The organism is Chryseobacterium soldanellicola (genome assembly GCF_900100115.1).
Classification (GTDB): domain Bacteria; phylum Bacteroidota; class Bacteroidia; order Flavobacteriales; family Weeksellaceae; genus Chryseobacterium; species Chryseobacterium soldanellicola.
Map to the genome: position 1 here is coordinate 631,421 of NZ_FNKL01000002.1, position 20,383 is coordinate 651,803.

At 34.4% G+C, this 20,383-nt stretch carries 19 protein-coding genes; 13 read left to right on the forward strand and 6 right to left on the reverse strand.

The window, feature by feature from the left end; all coding sequences use genetic code 11:
- Window positions 1-144: 144 nt before the first annotated feature.
- Window positions 145-1,335, reverse strand: coding sequence for a phosphoglycerate kinase (locus BLT04_RS07755; protein WP_089755214.1), 1,191 nt, complete (start codon window positions 1,333-1,335; stop codon window positions 145-147).
- Window positions 1,336-1,972: 637 nt separating this feature from the next.
- Here BLT04_RS07755 and rpiB point away from each other — a divergent pair.
- The 8 genes from rpiB (at window position 1,973) to tsaB (ending at window position 9,246) form a co-directional block, all read left to right on the forward strand.
- A complete protein-coding gene (gene rpiB, locus BLT04_RS07760; protein ID WP_089755215.1) occupies window positions 1,973-2,407 on the forward strand; it encodes a ribose 5-phosphate isomerase B in 435 nt (144 codons plus the stop codon).
- Between the two features lie 331 nt (window positions 2,408-2,738).
- On the forward strand, window positions 2,739-4,892 hold the full coding sequence (gene rnr / locus BLT04_RS07765; RefSeq protein ID WP_089755216.1) for a ribonuclease R: 2,154 nt from the start codon (window positions 2,739-2,741) through the stop codon (window positions 4,890-4,892).
- A gap of 3 nt (window positions 4,893-4,895) precedes the next feature.
- Complete coding sequence (locus tag BLT04_RS07770; RefSeq protein WP_089755217.1) at window positions 4,896-5,408, forward strand: hypothetical protein; 513 nt, start codon at window positions 4,896-4,898, stop codon at window positions 5,406-5,408.
- Window positions 5,409-5,601: 193 nt separating this feature from the next.
- Window positions 5,602-6,288, forward strand: coding sequence for a LysE family translocator (locus BLT04_RS07775; RefSeq protein WP_089755218.1), 687 nt, complete (start codon window positions 5,602-5,604; stop codon window positions 6,286-6,288).
- On the forward strand, window positions 6,285-7,214 hold the full coding sequence (locus tag BLT04_RS07780; protein ID WP_089755219.1) for a S66 peptidase family protein: 930 nt from the start codon (window positions 6,285-6,287) through the stop codon (window positions 7,212-7,214). The genes BLT04_RS07775 and BLT04_RS07780 overlap by 4 nt, the downstream gene beginning before the upstream one ends.
- Window positions 7,215-7,262: 48 nt before the next feature.
- Window positions 7,263-7,634 (forward strand): YraN family protein, encoded by a 372-nt coding sequence (locus tag BLT04_RS07785; RefSeq protein WP_089755220.1) that lies wholly within the window; start codon window positions 7,263-7,265, stop codon window positions 7,632-7,634.
- A gap of 86 nt (window positions 7,635-7,720) precedes the next feature.
- Complete coding sequence (locus tag BLT04_RS07790; protein ID WP_089755221.1) at window positions 7,721-8,470, forward strand: SDR family NAD(P)-dependent oxidoreductase; 750 nt, start codon at window positions 7,721-7,723, stop codon at window positions 8,468-8,470.
- Window positions 8,471-8,565: 95 nt separating this feature from the next.
- A complete protein-coding gene (gene tsaB / locus BLT04_RS07795) occupies window positions 8,566-9,246 on the forward strand; it encodes a tRNA (adenosine(37)-N6)-threonylcarbamoyltransferase complex dimerization subunit type 1 TsaB (RefSeq protein WP_089755222.1) in 681 nt (226 codons plus the stop codon).
- A 43-nt stretch (window positions 9,247-9,289) separates the two neighbouring features.
- On the opposite strand, the gene porW is transcribed toward tsaB, so the two are convergent.
- The 4 genes from porW to BLT04_RS07815 form a co-directional block, all read right to left on the reverse strand.
- Window positions 9,290-11,875, reverse strand: a complete 2,586-nt coding sequence (gene porW / locus BLT04_RS07800; RefSeq protein ID WP_089755223.1) for a type IX secretion system periplasmic lipoprotein PorW/SprE — start codon at window positions 11,873-11,875, stop codon at window positions 9,290-9,292.
- Between the two features lie 84 nt (window positions 11,876-11,959).
- Window positions 11,960-12,514 (reverse strand): Maf family protein, encoded by a 555-nt coding sequence (locus tag BLT04_RS07805; RefSeq protein ID WP_089755224.1) that lies wholly within the window; start codon window positions 12,512-12,514, stop codon window positions 11,960-11,962.
- Between the two features lie 10 nt (window positions 12,515-12,524).
- Entirely contained in the window at window positions 12,525-13,043 is a 519-nt protein-coding gene (locus BLT04_RS07810; protein ID WP_089755225.1) for a KdsC family phosphatase, read from the reverse strand.
- On the reverse strand, window positions 13,033-13,782 hold the full coding sequence (locus BLT04_RS07815; RefSeq protein ID WP_089755226.1) for a Rossmann-like and DUF2520 domain-containing protein: 750 nt from the start codon (window positions 13,780-13,782) through the stop codon (window positions 13,033-13,035). The genes BLT04_RS07810 and BLT04_RS07815 overlap by 11 nt, the downstream gene beginning before the upstream one ends.
- A 198-nt stretch (window positions 13,783-13,980) precedes the next feature.
- On the opposite strand from BLT04_RS07815, the gene BLT04_RS07820 reads away from it, so the two are divergent.
- The 5 genes from BLT04_RS07820 to BLT04_RS07840 all read left to right on the forward strand — a co-directional run bounded on the left by BLT04_RS07820 (window position 13,981) and on the right by BLT04_RS07840 (window position 17,851).
- Window positions 13,981-14,532: an RNA polymerase sigma factor gene (locus tag BLT04_RS07820; RefSeq protein ID WP_034701130.1), complete on the forward strand. Its 552-nt coding sequence runs from the start codon at window positions 13,981-13,983 to the stop codon at window positions 14,530-14,532.
- A gap of 17 nt (window positions 14,533-14,549) precedes the next feature.
- Window positions 14,550-15,080, forward strand: coding sequence for a hypothetical protein (locus BLT04_RS07825; protein ID WP_089755227.1), 531 nt, complete (start codon window positions 14,550-14,552; stop codon window positions 15,078-15,080).
- A 5-nt stretch (window positions 15,081-15,085) separates the two neighbouring features.
- Window positions 15,086-15,598, forward strand: coding sequence for a hypothetical protein (locus BLT04_RS07830; protein WP_089755228.1), 513 nt, complete (start codon window positions 15,086-15,088; stop codon window positions 15,596-15,598).
- A 101-nt stretch (window positions 15,599-15,699) separates the two neighbouring features.
- Complete coding sequence (locus BLT04_RS07835) at window positions 15,700-16,743, forward strand: hypothetical protein (protein ID WP_089755229.1); 1,044 nt, start codon at window positions 15,700-15,702, stop codon at window positions 16,741-16,743.
- Between the two features lie 79 nt (window positions 16,744-16,822).
- Window positions 16,823-17,851: a hypothetical protein gene (locus tag BLT04_RS07840; protein WP_089755230.1), complete on the forward strand. Its 1,029-nt coding sequence runs from the start codon at window positions 16,823-16,825 to the stop codon at window positions 17,849-17,851.
- Between the two features lie 37 nt (window positions 17,852-17,888).
- Here the strand turns inward: BLT04_RS07840 and BLT04_RS07845 are convergent, their stop codons facing one another.
- Complete coding sequence (locus BLT04_RS07845; protein WP_089755231.1) at window positions 17,889-20,177, reverse strand: GH92 family glycosyl hydrolase; 2,289 nt, start codon at window positions 20,175-20,177, stop codon at window positions 17,889-17,891.
- Window positions 20,178-20,383 lie beyond the last annotated feature (206 nt).

Sequence of the window (20,383 nt, forward strand, 5' to 3'; positions counted from 1 at the left end):
AATATTTCTGTTTTTCAATTTAAAATGTATTTCTGAAAGCCAATTTTCAACACTTTTCAGAAATTTTATATTTTGAATTAAAATATAAAAAATAAAAGTCTGCTGAATTTCTCGGCAGACTTAAAATTATAAAAATGAAATTTATTAATTGTTGATCGCAGCAACGCCAGGAAGTTCCAAACCTTCCAAACTTTCAAGCATCGCACCACCTCCGGTAGAAACATAACTCACTTTATCTGCATAACCGAATTGCTTAACGAAAGCAACACTGTCTCCTCCTCCAACTAGAGAGAAAGCTCCCAATTTTGTTGCTTCAGCAATACTGTCTCCAAGAGCTATAGTTCCCGCTGCAAAATTTGACATTTCAAAAACTCCTATCGGTCCATTCCAAAGAATTGTTCGTGAATTTAACAAAACATCATTGAACTGATCTCTTGATTTCGCACCGGCATCCAATCCCATCCAACCTTCAGGAATTGCGTAGATATCTACTTCTTTTCTGTCTGCATCATTGCTAAAACTTTCAGCGATAATCGTGTCAGAAGGAAGATATACTTTTACATTATGCTCTTTAGCTTTACCAAGAATTTCAATTGCCAGAGGTAATTTATCTTCCTCAACCAATGAATTTCCGATCTTACCACCAAGAGCTTTAATAAAGGTAAATGCCATACCGCCACCAATGATTAAATTGTCAACAGCAGGCAAAATATTTTCTATAATGGTAATTTTAGTTGAAACTTTAGAACCTCCAAGTATCGCTGTTACAGGCTTTTCACCACTTTTCAAAACTTTATCGATTGCTTTAAGCTCGTTTGCCATCAGTAAACCGAAAAACTTAGTTGAAGGAAAAAATTGAGCAATTACAGCCGTTGAAGCATGTGCTCTGTGAGCTGTTCCGAAAGCATCATTCACATAAGCATCTCCTAATTTAGAAAGTTGCTCAGCAAAACCTTCATCACCTTTTTCTTCTTCATTATGAAAACGCAGATTTTCCAATAATAAGATTTCACCCGGTTTAAGATTTGCAGCCGCTTCTTCAGCCTTCTCTCCTATTGATTCTTCAACGAACTTTACTTCCTGGCCAAGAACCTTAGAAACTTCATCTAAAATGTTTTTCAGAGAAAATTCATTCTTTACCTCTCCTTTTGGTCTTCCAAGGTGCGTCATTAAAATTACAGAACCACCGTCTTTAAGAATTTTGTCAACGGTAGGCTTTACCGCCACAATTCTTGTATTGTCTGTAACTTTCAGTTGATCATCCTGCGGAACATTGAAATCTACTCTTACCAGCGCTTTCTTATCATTAAAATTGAAATCATTGATTGTTTTCATATGTACATTTTATTTTTTCTTCGGGCTTGTGGAATCGACTTTGCATAAAGATCAGTAAATAACTTATGGCAGGCCGATTTCATAAATATCGTTGAATTTTCGTTTCACAAATGTAAGATTTTAAAATTTTTGAAAAGCCGCAACCCGATAAAAGTTTTCAAAAAGTTTCCCGCAGACCCAACAATCAGTATTCAACAATTTCTTTCTCTTTAAAAAAAAGAATAGTGTCTTTGTTGTTGAGTGTTGGGGTTTTGGGGGATAACTTTTTCTGAAATACTTCATAACACTAAATTTTTATTCAATTCATATTTAATTCACATCATAATTTGCTGGAAATCTGATTTTTCGATCGGTTACTAACAATTATGGATAACTTTTCCACGATACCCTTTATTAATAACTGTTTTATGGAAAAGGCAGAGAATTCTGTCGGGAAAGTTTTTGAAAAAAAGTGTTAAAATTTTAGGAGATACTTTCCATTACAATTTTTTCTAATGTTACGAAACATTTACTTTACGATAGTTATCCACAGTTATTCACAATGCTTTTCACAATTTACTCCCGAAGGACTAACAAAATTTTTATTATTCTTATCTTTGTAAGGAAATAAATCGAGAAAAAGCTTAATACAAGTATTATGAAAAGAAAAATCGCTATTGCTGCTGACCATGCAGGTTTCGAGTATAAAGAGATTGTTAAGAACTATTTATCAGAAAACTTTGATGTTCAGGATTTTGGAACGTTCTCCACAGACAGTGTGGATTATCCGGACTTCGTACACCCTGCCGCAGCTTCTGTTGAAAACGGAGAAAACGAACTGGGTATATTACTGTGCGGAAGCGGGAACGGAGTACAGATCACAGCAAACAAACATCAGAAAATCCGTTGCGCTCTTTGCTGGATGCCCGAGATTGCAAGCCTGGCGAGACAGCATAATGATGCCAATATGATCTCAATACCTGCGAGATTCATATCTAAAGAACTGGCGATCGAAATTGCAGATAAATTCCTTTCAACAGATTTCGAAGGAGGAAGACATCAGAACAGAGTTGATAAAATTGCGTTCTGCTAAACATATAAAGGCTTGTAAATCAAATTACAAGCCTTATTTATTTTTTATTTTGTATCTTTGTGACGTTCAATAGAATTTACCAGTCTATTATTTCTACTTAAAACTTATTATATTAAATGATGTTTAATATAAGGTTTTTCTCCCTTCTTCTCCATATTTGTAGTAATTTTATACAAAACAGCACTTCAACTGTAAAATATTTGGAAAGATAATTGATGTTGTTGAATTGCAGTGTAAAGTTTAAATGAATCGTAATAATCTTTATATTTATAAAGATTATTAAATAGTTTTAATTCAATATTAAAGCTAAGAATTAATAATATTAAAATATATGCCAAAAAAAAGAAAATATATAAGTCAGAAAAATGACCATAAACTCATGGAAATCGGAAGATTGATCCTGCGTTTTATGAATGAAAATGCTTCTAAAATTTATAATTATAAGCAGATTTCAGACGGAATTGACCATAAAAACCCAAGACAAAGAGAGCTTGTAATTCAGGCTTTACATAAACTTCAGGCTTCTGAAAAAATCAAAGAAACCGAAAAAGGAAAATATATCGTAAATCTTAAAATCGCCGGAACATTAACCGGAGTCATAGATTTTAACCAATCCGGAAATGCCTACGTAAAAGTAGAAGGTTTGAAGGATGATATCTTCATTCATTCCAAAAATGTGAAAGATGCTTTACAGGGGGATAAAGTTTTAATCGTAACCTATACTTATAAAGGAAAAAAGCTGGAAGGCTCCGTTTTGGAAGTTTTAGAAAGAACCAGAACCGAGTTTGTAGGAACTTTGCAAATGGTTGCTCATAAAGATTTCGGTTTTGTTGTTTGTGATAAAAAATCAATCAATACAGATATTTTTATTCCAAAAGGAAAATTCGGCGGTGCTGAAGACGGAAATAAAGTCGTAGTAAAAATGACGGAGTGGAAACCGGGAGATAAAAATCCGGAAGGTGAAATTATCCAGGTTTTAGGTGCTCCGGGAGAACATGAAACAGAGATCCACTCTATTCTTGCGGAATATGGCTTACCGTACACTTTCCCTGAAGAAGTGGAAAGAGAAGCCGATAAGATCGATCGGTCAATTAATGCTGAAGAAGTGGCAAAACGTTGGGATATGCGTAATGTTCTGACATTCACAATTGACCCGAAAGATGCAAAAGATTTTGATGATGCATTGTCAATGAGAAAGTTAGATAACGGAAACTGGGAAATTGGAGTTCATATTGCAGACGTTTCTCATTACGTAGTTCCGGGAACTATTCTGGATGATGAAGCCTATCAGAGAGCGACTTCCGTTTACCTGGTAGACCGCGTTGTACCGATGTTGCCGGAAGTTTTGAGTAATGACGTCTGTTCGCTTCGCCCCAATGAAGATAAATTTACCTTCTCAGCAGTTTTTGAATTAAATGATAATGCTGAAATTCAAAAGCAATGGTTTGGCAGAACGGTTATTCATTCTGACAGAAGATTTACGTATGAAGAAGCTCAGGAAAGAATTGAAACAAAAGAAGGAGATTTAGCGGAAGAAATCCTGGTTTTAGATAAACTGGCGAAAATTATGCGACAGAAAAGAATTAAAGATGGAGCAATTACTTTTGACAGAAGTGAAGTAAGATTTAATTTAGATGAAAACAACGAACCAGTTGGAGTTTACTTCAAAATAAGCAAAGATTCTAATCATTTGATTGAAGAGTTTATGTTGCTGGCAAATAAAAAAGTATCTGAATTTGTTTCATTAAATAAAAGAGGAGATATTTCTCAAAATACCTTTATTTACAGGGTTCACGACGATCCGGATCCTGCAAAATTAGAAGCTTTGAGAGATTTTGTTTCCACTTTCGGATATAAGATGGATCTTGCCAATACCAAAAAAGTTGCCGAATCTTTAAACAGATTATTGCACGATGTAAAAGGGAAAGGCGAAGAAAATATGATTGAAACTTTAGCGATGCGAAGTATGAGCAAAGCGGTTTATTCTACAGAACCGATCGGTCACTATGGTCTTGGTTTTGATTACTATAGCCATTTTACCTCTCCTATTCGCCGTTATCCCGATTTGCTTGCCCACCGTTTGCTTCAGCATTATCTGGATGGAGGAAAATCTCCGAGCAAGGACGAATTGGAAGAAAAAGCAAAACATTGCAGCTCCATGGAAAGGCTGGCTGCCGATGCCGAAAGAGATTCTATTAAATTCATGCAGGTTAAATTTATGGAAAAACACTTAGGGGAAACCTTTGTAGGTGTGATTTCAGGAGTTGCAGAATTCGGTTTCTGGGTAGAAATCCCTGAAAACGGCGCCGAAGGTTTAATTAAATTAAGAGATCTGATGGATGATTCTTATTCGTATGATAAATCTACCCACGCAGTGTACGGCTCAAGAACCGGAAACAGGTATCAGCTGGGAGATCAGGTCAAAATAAAGGTTGTAAAAGCCAATCTGATTCAAAAACAACTGGATTTTAAGATTGTTGAATAAATAATGACTAAAATAGATAAATATATCGTTTTTAGCATTTTAAACGTAATATTATTGGTAACAGTAGTTTTTAATACTGTTATCAATTTTTATTTATTTGTTTTTATTTTGCTTATTATCATTGCATTAAGTAATATTTTAATCAATAAAAACATTCTTAAAATTGGAAATTTTGGAAAGAAATATTTTTTTGCAGTTACTTTTCCCATGATAATTAATGCATTTTTTCTTATAAATTATGTAACCGGAATGAATCCTACCAAAGAAACATACTGTTATAAAAATATGATTGCAGAAGTTGGAGGAAAATATAGCCATCAAAAAGGAAAAACTACATATATATATTTAAGCGGAAACGCTTATGAATATTCATATATGACAAGAAGTTTTTTTATTGATTATAAAAGAATGCTATTTAAAAATCAGATTATTTATACTTTTGAAAGAGGAATTTTTGGATTAAAAATTAGAAAAGATTATCAATTTATTTATAATGAAAATTGTTTAGATAAATAGGATTGACCAACACTAAAGCAACTGGATTTTAAGACTGCTAATAATAAATATCACAATAATAGTAAAGACTGCAAATTTTGCGGTCTTTCTTGTTTTAAAATACTCTGATTTATAATTGAAAAACCTAAAAGAAGCGGTTTTTAGCGACAAATAGAAATATAATTTTTAAATTTGGGATAGAAACAGATATTAAATGTTCGAACTTATATTTTCTGCCATCGTTTTAGGCTTTATGTTAAGCTTGGTTTTTATAGGGCCAATCTTTTTTTTATTAATAGAAACCAGCTTTTCAAGAGGTCCGAAACACGCGTTGGCATTGGATTTAGGTGTTATCTGTGCAGATCTTTTGTGCATCGTTGCAGCTTATTATGCGAGCGCAGATATAGTAACTTTGATAGACAAGCATCCCGGTTTTTACAGAATAACTTCCATCCTTATTTTCGTTTACGGAATTGTCATGCTCGTCACGAAAACCAAAATGCACATGCCCGGCGAAGAAAAAATCATTAATCAGAATTATTTTAAAACATTTTTTAATGGTTTCTTTTTTAATCTTTTAAATGTGGGGGTTATCCTTTTTTGGCTGGTAACGGTGATTTCCGTAAGAAATCAATATCCGGATACCGGCAATTTTATTTTATACATAGGGATTGTAATTGCCACTTATCTTTGTATAGACCTTGCAAAAATCTTTTTGGCAAAACAGTTTCACGATAAATTAACACAAAAATTAGCCAACAAAATCAGAAGAATCGTTGGCGGAATACTTATAGTTTTCAGTTTCTTTATTTTCCTGCAAAGCTTTAAAAAATTTAATCAGTTTGATAAAAAATTAGAAGAAGCAGAAAAGAAAGAAGTAAAATTTCAAAAAAACAAATGAAAAAAATTATCTTCCCGAAATCTCTTAAAAAAGGGGACAAAATAGCTGTAATTTCGCCTGCAGGAGCTGTAGAAGCTTCTCAGCTGGAAAAAGGTTTAGAAATGATTAAAAATAAAGGTTTCGAACCCGTTTTGGGTGAACACCTTTACAGCAAATTCTCCAACGGCTACAATTACGCAGGAACCGAACAGGAAAGAATTAAAGACATCAACTGGGCTTTAAACGATAATCAAATCTCTGCAATCTGGGCTTCCAGAGGTGGATATGGGTGTCAGCATCTGGTTGAACATTTGAATCTTAAAAACTTCACCAAAAATCCAAAATGGTATATCGGATATTCTGATAATACGGTGATCCAAAGTTATCTACTGAAAAAAGGCTTTGCTTCAATTCACGGACAAACCATTAAAACATCAAGTTTTGGCGTTACGGATGAAAGCTATAATCTGACTTTTGATATTTTGAAAGGAAAAGCTCCAAAATACAGCTTAAAACCGCATCAATTTGATAAAAAAGGGAATATTGAAGGAGAATTGATCGGAGGGAATTTAGCCTTAATTTATGCGCTTCTGGGAACAAAGTATTCTTTTGACTTCAAGGATAAAATTCTATTCATTGAAGATATCGGTGAAAATTTTTATGCGCTGGACCGAATGATCATGAGTCTTGAATTAGCCGGAGTTTTTAATAAAATCTCAGGTTTAATAATCGGTGGGATGACCAATATGGGTGATGAAAAAGAAAATAAAAGCTATGAAGAAAGCTTTGATGAGTTTGCTTATCAGCTGATTTCAGACAGAGTTTTAAAATATAAATTTCCTGTAGCTTTTGGTTTCCCGAATGGTCATATTAAAGATAACCGACCGTTAATTATTGGAGGAAATGTAAAAATGAAAATTGGTGATAAGGTAAAAGTTGAGTTTTAGATTCCCTGACTTAAAACCCTCAAACCCTATTACTCTCAAACTTAGACGATGGCAACTCACAACGATTTCGGAAAAAAGGCTGAAGACTTAGCAGTAGGTTTTCTACAGAAAAACGGCTATAAAATTCTTATAAGAAATTTTAGGTTTCAAAAAGCGGAAATCGATATTATTGCCGAAAAAGATAATTTAATTATCATAACAGAAGTAAAAGCGCGTTCTACAGATGCTTTTATGCTGCCTCAGGAAGCGGTTAACAAAAAGAAAATCAAATTAATAGTTTCTGCAGCCAACAATTATCTGGAAGAATTTAATAAAAGCCAGGAAGTCAGATTTGATATTATTTCCGTGCTTCCCGACGAAAAAGGAAAACTAATTATTGAACATATCGTTGATGCTTTTGAAGCATTCGACGCCAATTAATGATGTAACAATGTATCAGTCTAGCACTTTACCATTGTTACATTGATAAATTTAGACTAATACATTTAAAAAATTGAAAATTTTTTATGAAGACAATATTAATCACCGGAGCCACTTCCGGAATAGGAAAATCTACAGCAGAGCTTTTTGCCAGACAAGGAAACAGGATCATCATTTGCGGAAGAAGAAATGAGGTTTTAGAATCATTAAAAACTGAACTTTCCTCCTTCACCGAAATATTTAGTTTAAAATTTGATGTCAGGAATTTGGAAGAAGTTGAAAATGCCATCAATTCTCTTCCGGAAGAATGGAAAAGTATAGATGTATTGGTTAATAATGCAGGAAATGCACACGGTTTGGATCCTCTTTCAGCCGGAAAAACCGATGATTGGGATTCTATGATCGACGGAAATGTAAAAGGACTTTTATATGTTTCGAAAATGATTATTCCTTCGATGAAAGAACTAAATTCAGGACATATTGTGAATATCAGTTCGGTTGCGGCGAGACAAACTTATGCAAATGGCGTTGTGTACTGTGCCACCAAAAAAGCAGTCGATGTTATTTCTGAAGGAATGAGGCTGGAATTAACCGAATTTGGGATCAGGGTTTCAAATATCCAGCCGGGCGCTGTAGAAACAGATTTTTCTTTAGTTAGATTTAAAGGAGACAGCGAAAGAGCTTCAACCGTTTATGCAGGATATGAGGCTTTAAAAGCAGAAGATATTGCTGATGCGATCGCCTATTGTGTAAATGCTCCAAAACATGTAAATGTTTCTGATATGACAATTTATCCGAGTGCTCAAAGCGAACCGAGAACTATTTATAGGAAATAATTTCATAAAGGATTAAATTTGCAAAAGATTACAGCTCATTTATCAGGTTAAAATTTAATCTATAAATGTCAGATTAATGACAGATTTTATTAAAAATGAAAATTTTATACATCGAAACCTCTTCAAAAAACTGCTCGGTAGCTATTTCGGATAACGAAAAGCTGTTGTGTGTTTGCGAAGAAGTTTCAGAAAACTATAAACAGTCCGAAAGTCTGCACACTTTTGTGGAATGGGCTTTGGAAGGTGCAGGAATTTCAATGAAAGAGATTGAAGCCGTTTCTTTAGGAAAAGGCCCGGGTTCTTATACCGGGTTGAGAATTGGCGCTTCTTCTGCAAAAGGATTTTGCTACGGATTAAAAGTTCCTTTGATCGCTGTAAATTCTCTTGAAACGGTGATAGAGCCTTTTTTAGATCAGAACTATGATTTTATAGTGCCTTTGATTGATGCAAGAAGAATGGAGGTTTATACGGCCGTTTATGACGGTAAAACCGGCAATATGATCTCTGAAACGGAAGCTAAAATTTTAGATGAAACCTCTTTTCAAGAGTTTAAAGATAGAAAAATACTATTTGTGGGAGACGGAGCAAAAAAAGCACAGGAAATTTTGCAGCTTCCAAATGCTGTTTTCAATGACAGCATCTACCCTTCTGCTCAATATTTAATTAAAAAAACGTTGGAGAAAATAGATAAAAAAGAGTTTGAGGATATTGCGTATTTTGAGCCGTTTTATTTAAAAGACTTTCACGGAGTAAAGAAAAAGAATTCATCAGATTGATTTTATAGAAAAAAGCGAAGAAATTTATCTTCGCTTTTTTATTTTACTGGGTTTTTGGAGGAGCCGTCGGCCCTTTTACTTCTTGTATTGTGGTTGGCTGCTGTTTTTTTGGCAGCTGTTGATTTTGCTGATTGGGGTTATTCATATTGGTTGAAGGCTGTCCGCTGAAATTTCCACTTGGGTTTGGGGGGATTCCTATATTGTTGTTTTGGGTATTAGGCTGTTGTGGAGGAAGAGAATTTCCCTTATTATCCGTAGCCTGGAATGCCAGATCGCTTTTCAGATAATTCAGCATTTCTTTGGCTTTTACGCCTTCCGGGGTTTTAGAATAATTTAAAGCAATTTGTTCTAATTGAAGAATCATCACCTCTTTCCCACTCGATTTTCCTGAATTAAATGCATTTAACAGATATAATTTAGGAATCAAAGCATCTTTTGGATATTTCTGAATGGTCTGATCAATAATATCTTTACTTTCCACAAATTTTTCACCTTCATACAAAGCGTAAGCTCTTTTGTATTCATTTTCAACATCTTCAGAAGATTTTACAAACGTATTGCTTTTAGGATTTCTTGCGAATTCCGCATAAGATGAATATGGATAATCGGTCAATAAGATTTGTTTTGCTCTTTCTGCAGCCTGTGGATTTTTCTGATAATTCATGGCAAAAATCTCATACAAAGCCTGCAGCATCACTTTTTCTTCAGGTTTAACATCTACGAGATCGTATAATGTTTTTGTCGCCAAAGGTGTATTGGTAAAATAATTCTGATACATTACACCAAGGCCCAAAGAAGCTGTATCTCTGTCTTTTTTCAGCTCGGCTAATTTTGTGGCGTCTGTAGGAATTTGCTCGATATAATATTTAGGCTCGAAACGTCTTGGGTTTGGCGCAGATGTCACTCCTAACGCTTCATTTTTCATGTCTTCAATAGAGGTCATTTTTTTAGAATAACGCCAGTTATCGGCAAGAGCCCTGTCGCCCCACACCTGCTTAAATGAAGAGGAACCTTTGCTGACGGTACCTGTATTAGAGAAATAAAAACCTTTTGTTGCCACTCCGAAATCCTCAAAAGAATTGGAGCTGTTTGCAAAAATAGAGTTGGCACTGTAATCACCGGTATCGAAACCTTTTGCTCTTTCAGCTCGTTTTCTTTCCAACTCTTCTTTTTCTTCCTTAGCCTTTAATTTTGCAATATGTTTTGTGAAAAAATCTGTTTTTTCGGCTTCACTCATTTTCGCTAAAGAAAGAATGCTGTCATTTTTCTTAATTAAATAATAGTTTTTTGAGATCTTTTTAATATAAACGGACTGATCCTGTAAAAGCACCTTAGAGGGCTCATAGGTCATTGCGGCAAGCGCAGAATCATAATATGTTCCGGCTGCGATATAGTCGTTTTTATCAAGATAATCTTTTCCTATTTCATAATAATCTAAACCGCGGATTTGCGGATCGGAAACTTTTTCTTTCAGGGATTTTTTAAAGAAGTCCTGAGCTTCATCTCTTTTGCCGGCTTTATTGGCCATTAACCCTAAAGCATAGTAAAATTCGTTCTTTCTGGAACCGTAAGTTCCTTTTTTACTGATATCTTCCAAATATTTTTTAGCACCGGTATAATCGCCTTTTCCGTTGAATGTTTTGGCAACGGCAATTTGGGATTTTACCTCAAACTCGAAATCATTGGCATATTTATAAGCAGCCATAAAACTTTCTCTGGCCTGATCGTTCTGTCCTAAATTTTCATAAACCTGGCCTTTCAGATAAGCAATTCTGCTCTTTAATTTTCTGTTGGTATTAACTTCAAAAGCGTGGTCCAATTCTTTTACAGCTTCTTCTTTTTTACCTGCATCCAATAGAGATTCAGAATAATAGATGCTTAAAAGCTTTTCATACGTTTTACTGATATCCTCTCCTTTTAATTTTGCAAAAACATCCTGGGCTTTGTGGTAACTTTTAAGCTGAGAATACGCGAGGCCTTCGTAAATTCTAGCCAAAGGAACTCTTTTATCATCCTTCATATGCGTGAAAACATAGTTCAGGGCGTCCAAAGCTTCAGCTGATTTATTCTGGTAAATTCTCGATTGCGCAAGAATCATGTAAGCATCGAAGATTTTTTTGTTTTTTTCCTCTCCGTTTTTAATGACTGAATATTTATTAATCGCTTTTAAAGCTTTTGCTTCTGAAATTTCCAGTGCTGTAGCGCCTTTATTTCCTGTTTGGTTTTGATCGTCGGGATTATTCCCATTTGGCGTCACATTTCCCTGCATCCCGGGTGGCATTCCCGGAGGCCCGTTCTGAGCGCTTCTGCCGCTATTATTTTTGGCAGGCTGATTCACTTCTGCCATCTTTCTGGAGTTTTCGGCGAAAGCTTCAGATTGGCCAAGATCGCTTCCCAAAGGCTGATCTTCATAGGTCAGAATGGGAATATACGGAGCATAAAAATTATCTTTATGCGCTTTGTCTCTCGTCTCAAACTCTGTGTTTAACGCATCTTTTGCATTAAACAAAGTGTTGTAATATGTGGAAAATCCTTTCATGAACTTGGATCGCTGCTCCGGTCTCTTGGTTTTTGTGCCACAAGAGAGAACGATACATGCTGTCAAAAGGAATAAAATATTCTTTTTCATTATTCAATATAACTGGCTAATCTACTTTTTATTATCAAAAGTTTGATGATTTTGTAAAAATAATAAATTTTATATTGAAAAAATTTATATTTTATTCAAAATTTTGTAAACCAAATGAGTAGGAAGCCCCATAATCGTATAAAAGCTGCCTTCCATTTTTCTGATTTTTGCCATTCCGAGCCATTCCTGGATGCCATAGCTTCCTGCTTTGTCGAAAGGTCTGTATTTTTGAACGTAATAGTCAATTTCTTCATCTGAAATTTCGTCAAACTCTACATTTGCGACATCAGTTTCTGTAAAAGTTTGATTTGAAGTTTTAATCGTAATTCCTGTATAAACCTGATGTGTTTTCCCTGAAAGCTTCTGCAGCATATTTTTTGCATCGTCTGCATCTTTCGGCTTTCCAAGGATTTGATTATCAATAGCTACAATGGTATCGGCAGTTATCAGAACTTCATCATTTTCCAGCTTTCTGAAAGCTTCTGCTTTTAATTCAGATAAATATGCTGCCGCCTCTCCTATTTCAATATGTTTTGGAAGAATTTCTTCACAATCTATTTTCACGACTTCAAAATCAAAGCCTAAACTTGATAAAAGTTCTTTTCTTCTGGGTGATTGTGAGGCTAATAATATATTCATTATCAATTAATTAAATAGATTGTGTGTTATCATCATGCCAATTACCCTGAATTTTCATTACCTGCTCGATTACATCGCGTACGGCACCACTTCCCCCTTTTATTGGTGAAATATAACTGGCAATCCCTTTTACTTCAGGTACGGCATTTTCAGGACAAGCCGCAATGGCAGAATTTTCCATAATATGAATGTCGGGTAAATCATCTCCCATTGTTAAAATGTCTTCATTTTTAAGATTATATTTTGCTTTAAAATCTTCAAAATCAGCCATTTTATTATGAGATTTCGGATAATAATCCTGTATTCCGAGATAATTGATCCTGTGTTTTACCATTTCATCGTTTCCTCCTGTAATTACTCCTATTAAGTAATTGTTTTTTAAGGCTTTAACAACAGCGTATCCGTCTAGAACATTCATTACCCTCGACATATTTCCTCCCGGCATCAGATAAACGCTTCCGTCTGTGAAAACTCCGTCTACATCGAATACAAATGCTTTTATATCTTTTAATTTCTCTTTATAACTCATACATTTTTTGAATTGAGTGATTCATTGTTTTATAAATCTCAAGACTTTCGTCTTTTAATAACTGCTCATGTAATTCCAGAACTCTTATATCATTTCTTACGGCTGGACCGGTTTGTGCTGATTTTGGTTCAATTTCATGAATTTTTTGAACCGTTTCATCAATTAACGGTAAAAAATAATCAAACGGAATTTCCTGTGAATCCGAAATTTCTTTCGCTCTTGAAAAAAGATGATTTACAAAATTACAGGCAAAAACGGCCGTTAAATGAATATATTTTCTTTTTTCATGAGTACTTTTCATTACATTTTTTGAAATTTTAGAAGCAATTTCAAAAAGTAAATTTTGATCCTCCTGATTTTCAGTTTCTATAAAAAACGGAATGTTGGAATAATCCAGTTCTTTAGATCTTGAAAAAGTCTGTAAAGGATAAAAGCTTGATTTTCTGTACTCTCCTACTAAAACTTCTTTGGAAAGCGAGCCAGAAGTATGAGCAACCAGACAATCTTTTTTAGTAATGATTTTAGAAACATTTTCTACAGAATTGTCACTTACACAAATAATATACAGATCTGCATCTTCCAGTTTTTCCGTTGAATAAGGAATTTTTAATTCATCAGAAATTTTTTGCAGTTCTTTCTCATTCCTTCCAAAAATTTGGGCTAAAGGAATGTTATTCAGAACAAAAGCTTTTGCCAGATGATAGGCGACGTTTCCGGAACCGATAATTACAATTTGCATATAACAAAGATAGGATTTTGCAGTGAGTTGTGGAAAGGATGTTAAAATGTGGGAAGTTGGAAATTTTACACCGCTTATTGCTTATTGTCTGAGGCTTATTGCATAACTATCTTACAATATTTTATTTTTTGGACTAAAAATTGGATAAGTAATTTAACTTTCAACTATTTTTGTAATCCAAAACAGTGAAAGCATCTTATGAAGATTAAGGACGCGGAAATTATTTCGTTGATGCAAAATCCACGAACTCAGGAAAAAGGAGTTCGCGCCCTGATGGATGCTTATCAAAGTAGATTGTATTGGCACATAAGAAGAATTATTGTGGACGGAGATCTTGCACAGGACACGCTGCAGGAAACATTTATAAAAGCATATCAGAATTTTCATCAGTTCAAAAATGATAGCCAGTTGTACACCTGGCTGTACAGAATCGCTACCAATGAAGCATTACAGCAGGTAAATAAATTGAAGAAAATGCAGAAGACCGATGAAGATCCGGAATATTATATGCAAAATCTTGTCGCCGATAATACAGAAGGGGATGCTGAAGAAATACAGCTTTTACTCCAGAACGCGATACAAAGTCTGCCCGAAAAGCAGAAACTGGTATTTATGATGCGGTATTATGATGATTTGCCTTACGAAGAGATATCAAAAATTGTAGATATGTCGGTAGGCACATTAAAAACGAATTATCATTATGCCAAGCAAAAAATAGAAGAATATATTAAAGAAAATTACGAAAGATAATTTTTGAGAGAAAAGAGATGAAAGACTTCGATATAGAAAAACTAGAACGCAAAAACATTTACCGAGTTCCTGATAATTTGTTTGAAAATATTCAGGAAAAAGTAATGAATGATGTAAAAGCGAATAAAAAAGCACCTATTTTTAAATTAAATTGGGCTTACGCTGCGGCAGCATCATTGGCGTTGATTTTTGGAGCGACTTTTGTTTTCAATTCAATTGATAGAACAAAGGATAAAGAAGGTTCTCAGCCAACGTATGCCGTAAACGGTCAGCAATCGAAAACCGAAAGCGAGTTGGCGTATGAAACATTGAAATCTGATTTAACTTCTGTTGAAAATAATAATCAAACAGTTGTAAATCAAGAAAGTAAAAACAATACTTACACTCAGGTGACTGATAATAAGGCAGAAAAAAAGCAGACGGTAAAGCCTGCAGCTAAGAAAGTTGAAACTCAGATGAATGAATATTTGGATTCTTTTTCCAATTCTGAAATATCAGAGCTGGCAAGCAATTCAACACAGGACGTTTATTTGGATTTATATAATTAAGAAAGATGAAAAAGATATTATTTACACTTTTTATTATTTACGGTTTTGGCTTAAATGCTCAAAGAACAGATTATGACTGGAAAAAAATGGACCCTAAACAAAGAAAAGAGGTAATAAACAGTCTTTCTCCGGAAGAAAGAAAAGCGCTTCTTGCAAAGTTCAGGAACAATATGGTGATGGATAATCTGGACATCGATCCTAGTGATAAAACAGAATTTACGGAGATCTACAACGAATATCTGGATAGTCAGAAGCAGATCAAAAGCCAGTTTAATTCTAATTTTAATCCGGAAACTCTCTCTGATGATGAAGCTAAGGCCAAATTACAGCAGAGCTTTGAAGTAGGCCAAAAATTACTGGATAACAGAAAAAAATACGCTGATAAGATGCAGCAGGTGATTCCTTGCCAGAAAGTATTAAAATTGTTTCAGTCTGAGGGCATGATGAGAGATAAAATGAATGAAAGAAAACCTCACGGAAACAACAATAATGGGGCAAGGCCCAAACAAAACCCATAATAGTTTATTTTTTTAATGTTGGACGACTCTTACAAATTTTTTGTGGGAGTCGTTTAATTTTTAAAGCAAATTCATATTTTTGAATGAAATCTTTTTATTAAATGAAAAAAATACTACAGATCACTTTAATTTTTGTTTCAATAATTTCGTTTGCACAAGCTCAGGAGATCATTAAAGAAAGAGGAAATCTTTCAAATCCGAAAGGGAATATTTATAAATCCCTTGAAGTAATTGATCAGAGAGAAGAGCAAAAAATAGGCGAGATGCCTTTCGGGGACAACAAAGAAATGAAAGAAATTGTTTTTCCCACTTCAATAAATACTTTCTTAAGTCAATGGTACACAGACAGTAACCATAAAGGCGGGAAACATGAAATGGTTTTAGTCCTTAAAAAGCTTAAGGCTTATCTGGGAGAAACGGAAGGAAAGGAGACAGAAGGAGATATAGAATTTTCTGCGCAGACTTTCCTGAAAGAAGGTGATACTTATAAATTTTTATATAAAAAAGATACGGTTTACAGTTTCAGAAGTAAAAATATTTCTGATGTAATGATGAAAAATATCCCGGTGGTTTTTGCGATGTTTTTGAAGAAAACGTATACCCTGAAGCCCAAAGAAAACCCGGTAGCCATTGATGCTCTTACAGATTATGAATCTTATGTGAAAGCCAATTCCGAAGCGTATAGAAATGAAAAGCTGAAAGATGGAATTTACTTAAATCATACTTCATTTATGAACCAGACTCCAGAACCTGGAAATTATGTTCTTGAAAAAAATGAAAAAGGAGCAGTTTTAAAGGCGATAAAAGAAGAAAACGGGAAGAAAGATAAAATCTCTGCCAATGAAATGTTCATTTATGTAGAAAACGGAAAGGCGTATAAAAAAACATTTTCGGGATTTTTAGAGCTTAATAAAAATGACAGAGGATTTTATCTGATAAGCAACAGAGGGTATATTCTTCCGGTTCAAAATTCTGCTGTTTTTTTGAGTGTTGGTGCAGGACAAGGAGGAATGTACGGCGGTATTGCTGTTGGTCTTGTTGGGATTCTTGAGCGGGGTTTCAGACAAAATAAGGCAAGAAGAAGTGATACGTTTGCAATTTATATCGATCCACAGACAGGAGAATATGATTTCTCAGAGGAATAAGATAATCGCGGATACTTTTTTGTGCGTTGTTTAATTTAAACGAATTCATATTTTTACAGACTAATTTTAAAAAAAACAAATGAAAAAAAAATTATTATTTCTATTATTTTCCAGTTTTGTTTTTGCTCAAAAAGATCAATTTATAGAGCTCAGAAATAATATAAAAGATAAAAATCATTATGCCAAATCTCTTACTTTGCTGGACAAAAGAGAAGATAAAAACATAGGAATAGTTTCTCACAGAAAAGATCCTTTTGAGGTAAAATTTGAAAAAGATGATCTGGAAAAATTATTTTCTGACTGGTTTTTAGAAAATAATAAGGTACAGGGTAATATTCAATATTTTCTTGTGCTGGAAAATTTAAAGGTTAATGATATACCGACTGAAAGATCGGTCACGGGACATTTGGAAATGAAAATTTCTACCTTTTTAAAAAGAAATAATCAATATTATTTTTTGAAAAAACGGACAGTTTCAAAAGATTATCCGCAAAAAGATCATGCGTATATTACAAGAGCTATAGCGGCTAAAATATCATTAGAATTAGCGAACATCATTAAAGATTCATACACTGAAACCGGGCTCAATATTCCTGTTTCTGAAACCGATCTTGGAAATTATGAAAAAATAATACCAGAAAAGTTACCAGTTTATAATTCTGAAACTTTTACGGACGGTGTTTATAAAGATTATAAATCATTTGCCGAACAAACACCAGATAAAGATTTTACAGTAAAGAAGAATAAAGAAGGTATAATTAGAGGAGTGAAAAGAGTTGATGGTTACGATAATCTTGGTAAAGATGTTTATGCAATTATTGACAACGGAATTGCCTATAAGAAAACACCCGTAAGTATTATTGAAATTGAAAAAGATAATGACGGAATTTTCATAATGGCAGCTCAGGAAGAAATTTTTCCGGAATATAACAGTACACCGATTATTGTGGGAGCAGGTGCTGCAGGTGCTATTGGAGGTCTGGTAGTAGGTGTAATAAATGTTGCAGCCACAAAAATCAGAAGACAGAATGCTCTGTATTATAGAGTAGGAATTGATAAGCTTACAGGGGAATATATTTTACCCGAAAATTTCGGTAAATCTAAATAAGACAAATAAAAGAGAGACATTTTGTCTCTCTTTTATTTTATTTTTTATCCGTAGAATAAGAATAAGGAAAATCTTTTTCATTTGTTCCGCGGCTTTTATTGGGTCGGGAAATCATATCAAATTTTAAGGTTGCACCTTGCATTAATTCTTTATGACTGAGCCAGTTTTTAGAATATTTTTTTCCATTGAATTTTAATGAATTGACGTAGCGGTTTTCATCACTGTTATTATCTGCCTTAATCTCGAGATTTTTTCCATTTTCTAAATGAATAATGGCTTTTTTAAACAATGGAGCTCCTAAAACATATTGATCCGTCGCCGGAGTGACAGGATAAAAACCCAATGCCGAGAAAATATACCAGGCAGAAGTTTGTCCGTTATCTTCGTCACCGCAATATCCGTCCGGAGTTGGCTGATACAGGCGATTCATTGTTTCACGAACCCAATATTGCGTTTTCCAGGGCTCTCCGGAATAATTATATAAATAAATAATATGTTGTGCAGGCTGATTTCCATGAGCATACTGTCCCATATTTGCATTCACCATTTCCTGAATTTCATGAATCGTTGAACCATAATAAGAATCATCAAAAACAGAAGGTAATTCAAAAACCTGATCTAATTTTTTCGAAAACTCTTTTCTTCCGCCCATCAATTTTGCCAGTCCGTCAATATCCTGAAAAACAGACCATGTATAATGCCATGAATTACCTTCTGTAAAAGCATCACCCCATTTGAAAGGATTAAAAGGTGTCTGAAAACTTCCGTCCTGATTTCTTCCGCGAGCTAATTTTGTTTCCGGATCAATCACTTTTTGAAAATTTTGTGAACGTCTGTAATATTCGCCCCATTCAGATTCCGGTTTTCCCAAAGCTTTTCCTAATTGAGCAATCGCAAAATCGTCGTAAGCATATTCCAAAGTTCTTGCCGCGTTTTCATTTATTTTTACATCATAAGGAACGTAGCCTAATTTTTTATAATATTCAATTCCTAATCTTCCGGTTGCTTGCGGACCTTCATTATTCGCGCCGTGAAGCAAAGCCTGATATAATGTTTCAATATCATAACCTCGCAAACCTTTTAGATAAGCATCCGCAACTACAGAAGCCGAATTATTTCCAATCATAATGTCAGAATACGAGGGGCTCGACCATTCTGGTAACCAGCCGCCTTCTTTGTAATCACTGATTAATCCTTTCTGCATTTCAACATTGATGCTTGGATACACTAAATTTAAAAAAGGATAGAGCGCTCTGAATGTATCCCAGAAACCAGTTCCTGCAAAACGATAACCAGCTTCTGTTTTCCCTGAATATGGACTGTAATGTACGATTTCTCCGTTTTTATTAACCTCATACATTTTATGTGGAAAACAAAGCATTCGGTATAATGAAGAATAGAAAGTTCGCATTTGGTCGATTGTTCCGCCTGCCACTTCAACTCGTTTTAATTTTTCATTCCAGGCTGATTTTGCTTTTTTGAAAGTATCGTCAAATGAATCTTTATTTAATTCTTTTTGTAAATTTAATTCTGCCTGTTCCAAACTGATGAATGATGAAGCAATTCTCAAATTCACTTTTTCACCTTTTTTGGTCGCGAAACCAACGACTGCGCCGCAATGATCTCCCGTAATTTCCAGTGCATCTTTTACAAAATCTTTATCCTTCCAGGTTGAATATTTCGTGAATGGTTTATCTGCATAAATCACAAAATAATTTTTAAAACCAACCAATTTTCCACGAGAATATTTTGTTGAATATCCTGTAATTTTATTTTGAGAAGGAATAATTGTAATGCTCGAACCTTTATCAAAAGCATCGACCACAAACCATGAGTTTTCGGAATCTGGATACGTTAATCGTAATTGGGCAGCTCTTTCTGTAGGCGTAATTTCTGCTGTGACATTATGGTCGGCTAAATAAACGCTGTAATAATAGGGTTTTGAAACCTCTGATTTATGGGAAAACCAACTCGCTCTTTCTTCTTCATTAAAACGCATTTTCCCCGTCACAGGCATGATGGAAAACATTCCGTAATCATTCATCCAGGGAGAAGGTTGATGCGTTTGTTTAATTCCACGGATTTTATCGGCATCGTAAGTGTATTGCCATCCGTTTCCGTTTTTCCCGGTTTGTGGCGTCCAGAGATTCATTCCGTGGGGAACTGCGACGGCGGGATATGTGTTTCCGTTTGATAAAGAAGGCTTTGAAAGTGTTCCGATTAGCGGATTGACAAATTCTTCAGGATTTTCTGGCGCATTTTCAATCCATTGTGATTGTAAATGAGAGAAAGGAATAATTAAAAGAAGTAGAAGAACTTTTTTCATGAGTTAAAATATGGTTGAGTTTTCTGTGAAGAGTTTAATGTGAAAAGTTAAAAATTTTATGAGGAATAGGAGTAAGTTTTTTGATTTTTGTAGTTAAGAATACTTTGTCGTTCTTAATAATGAGTGGAGAGAAGAATCTCTAAAAAAAGAAAGTTGAGATTTTTTCTTTCGTTAAAATGACAATCTTTGTGACTATTTTACTTTGT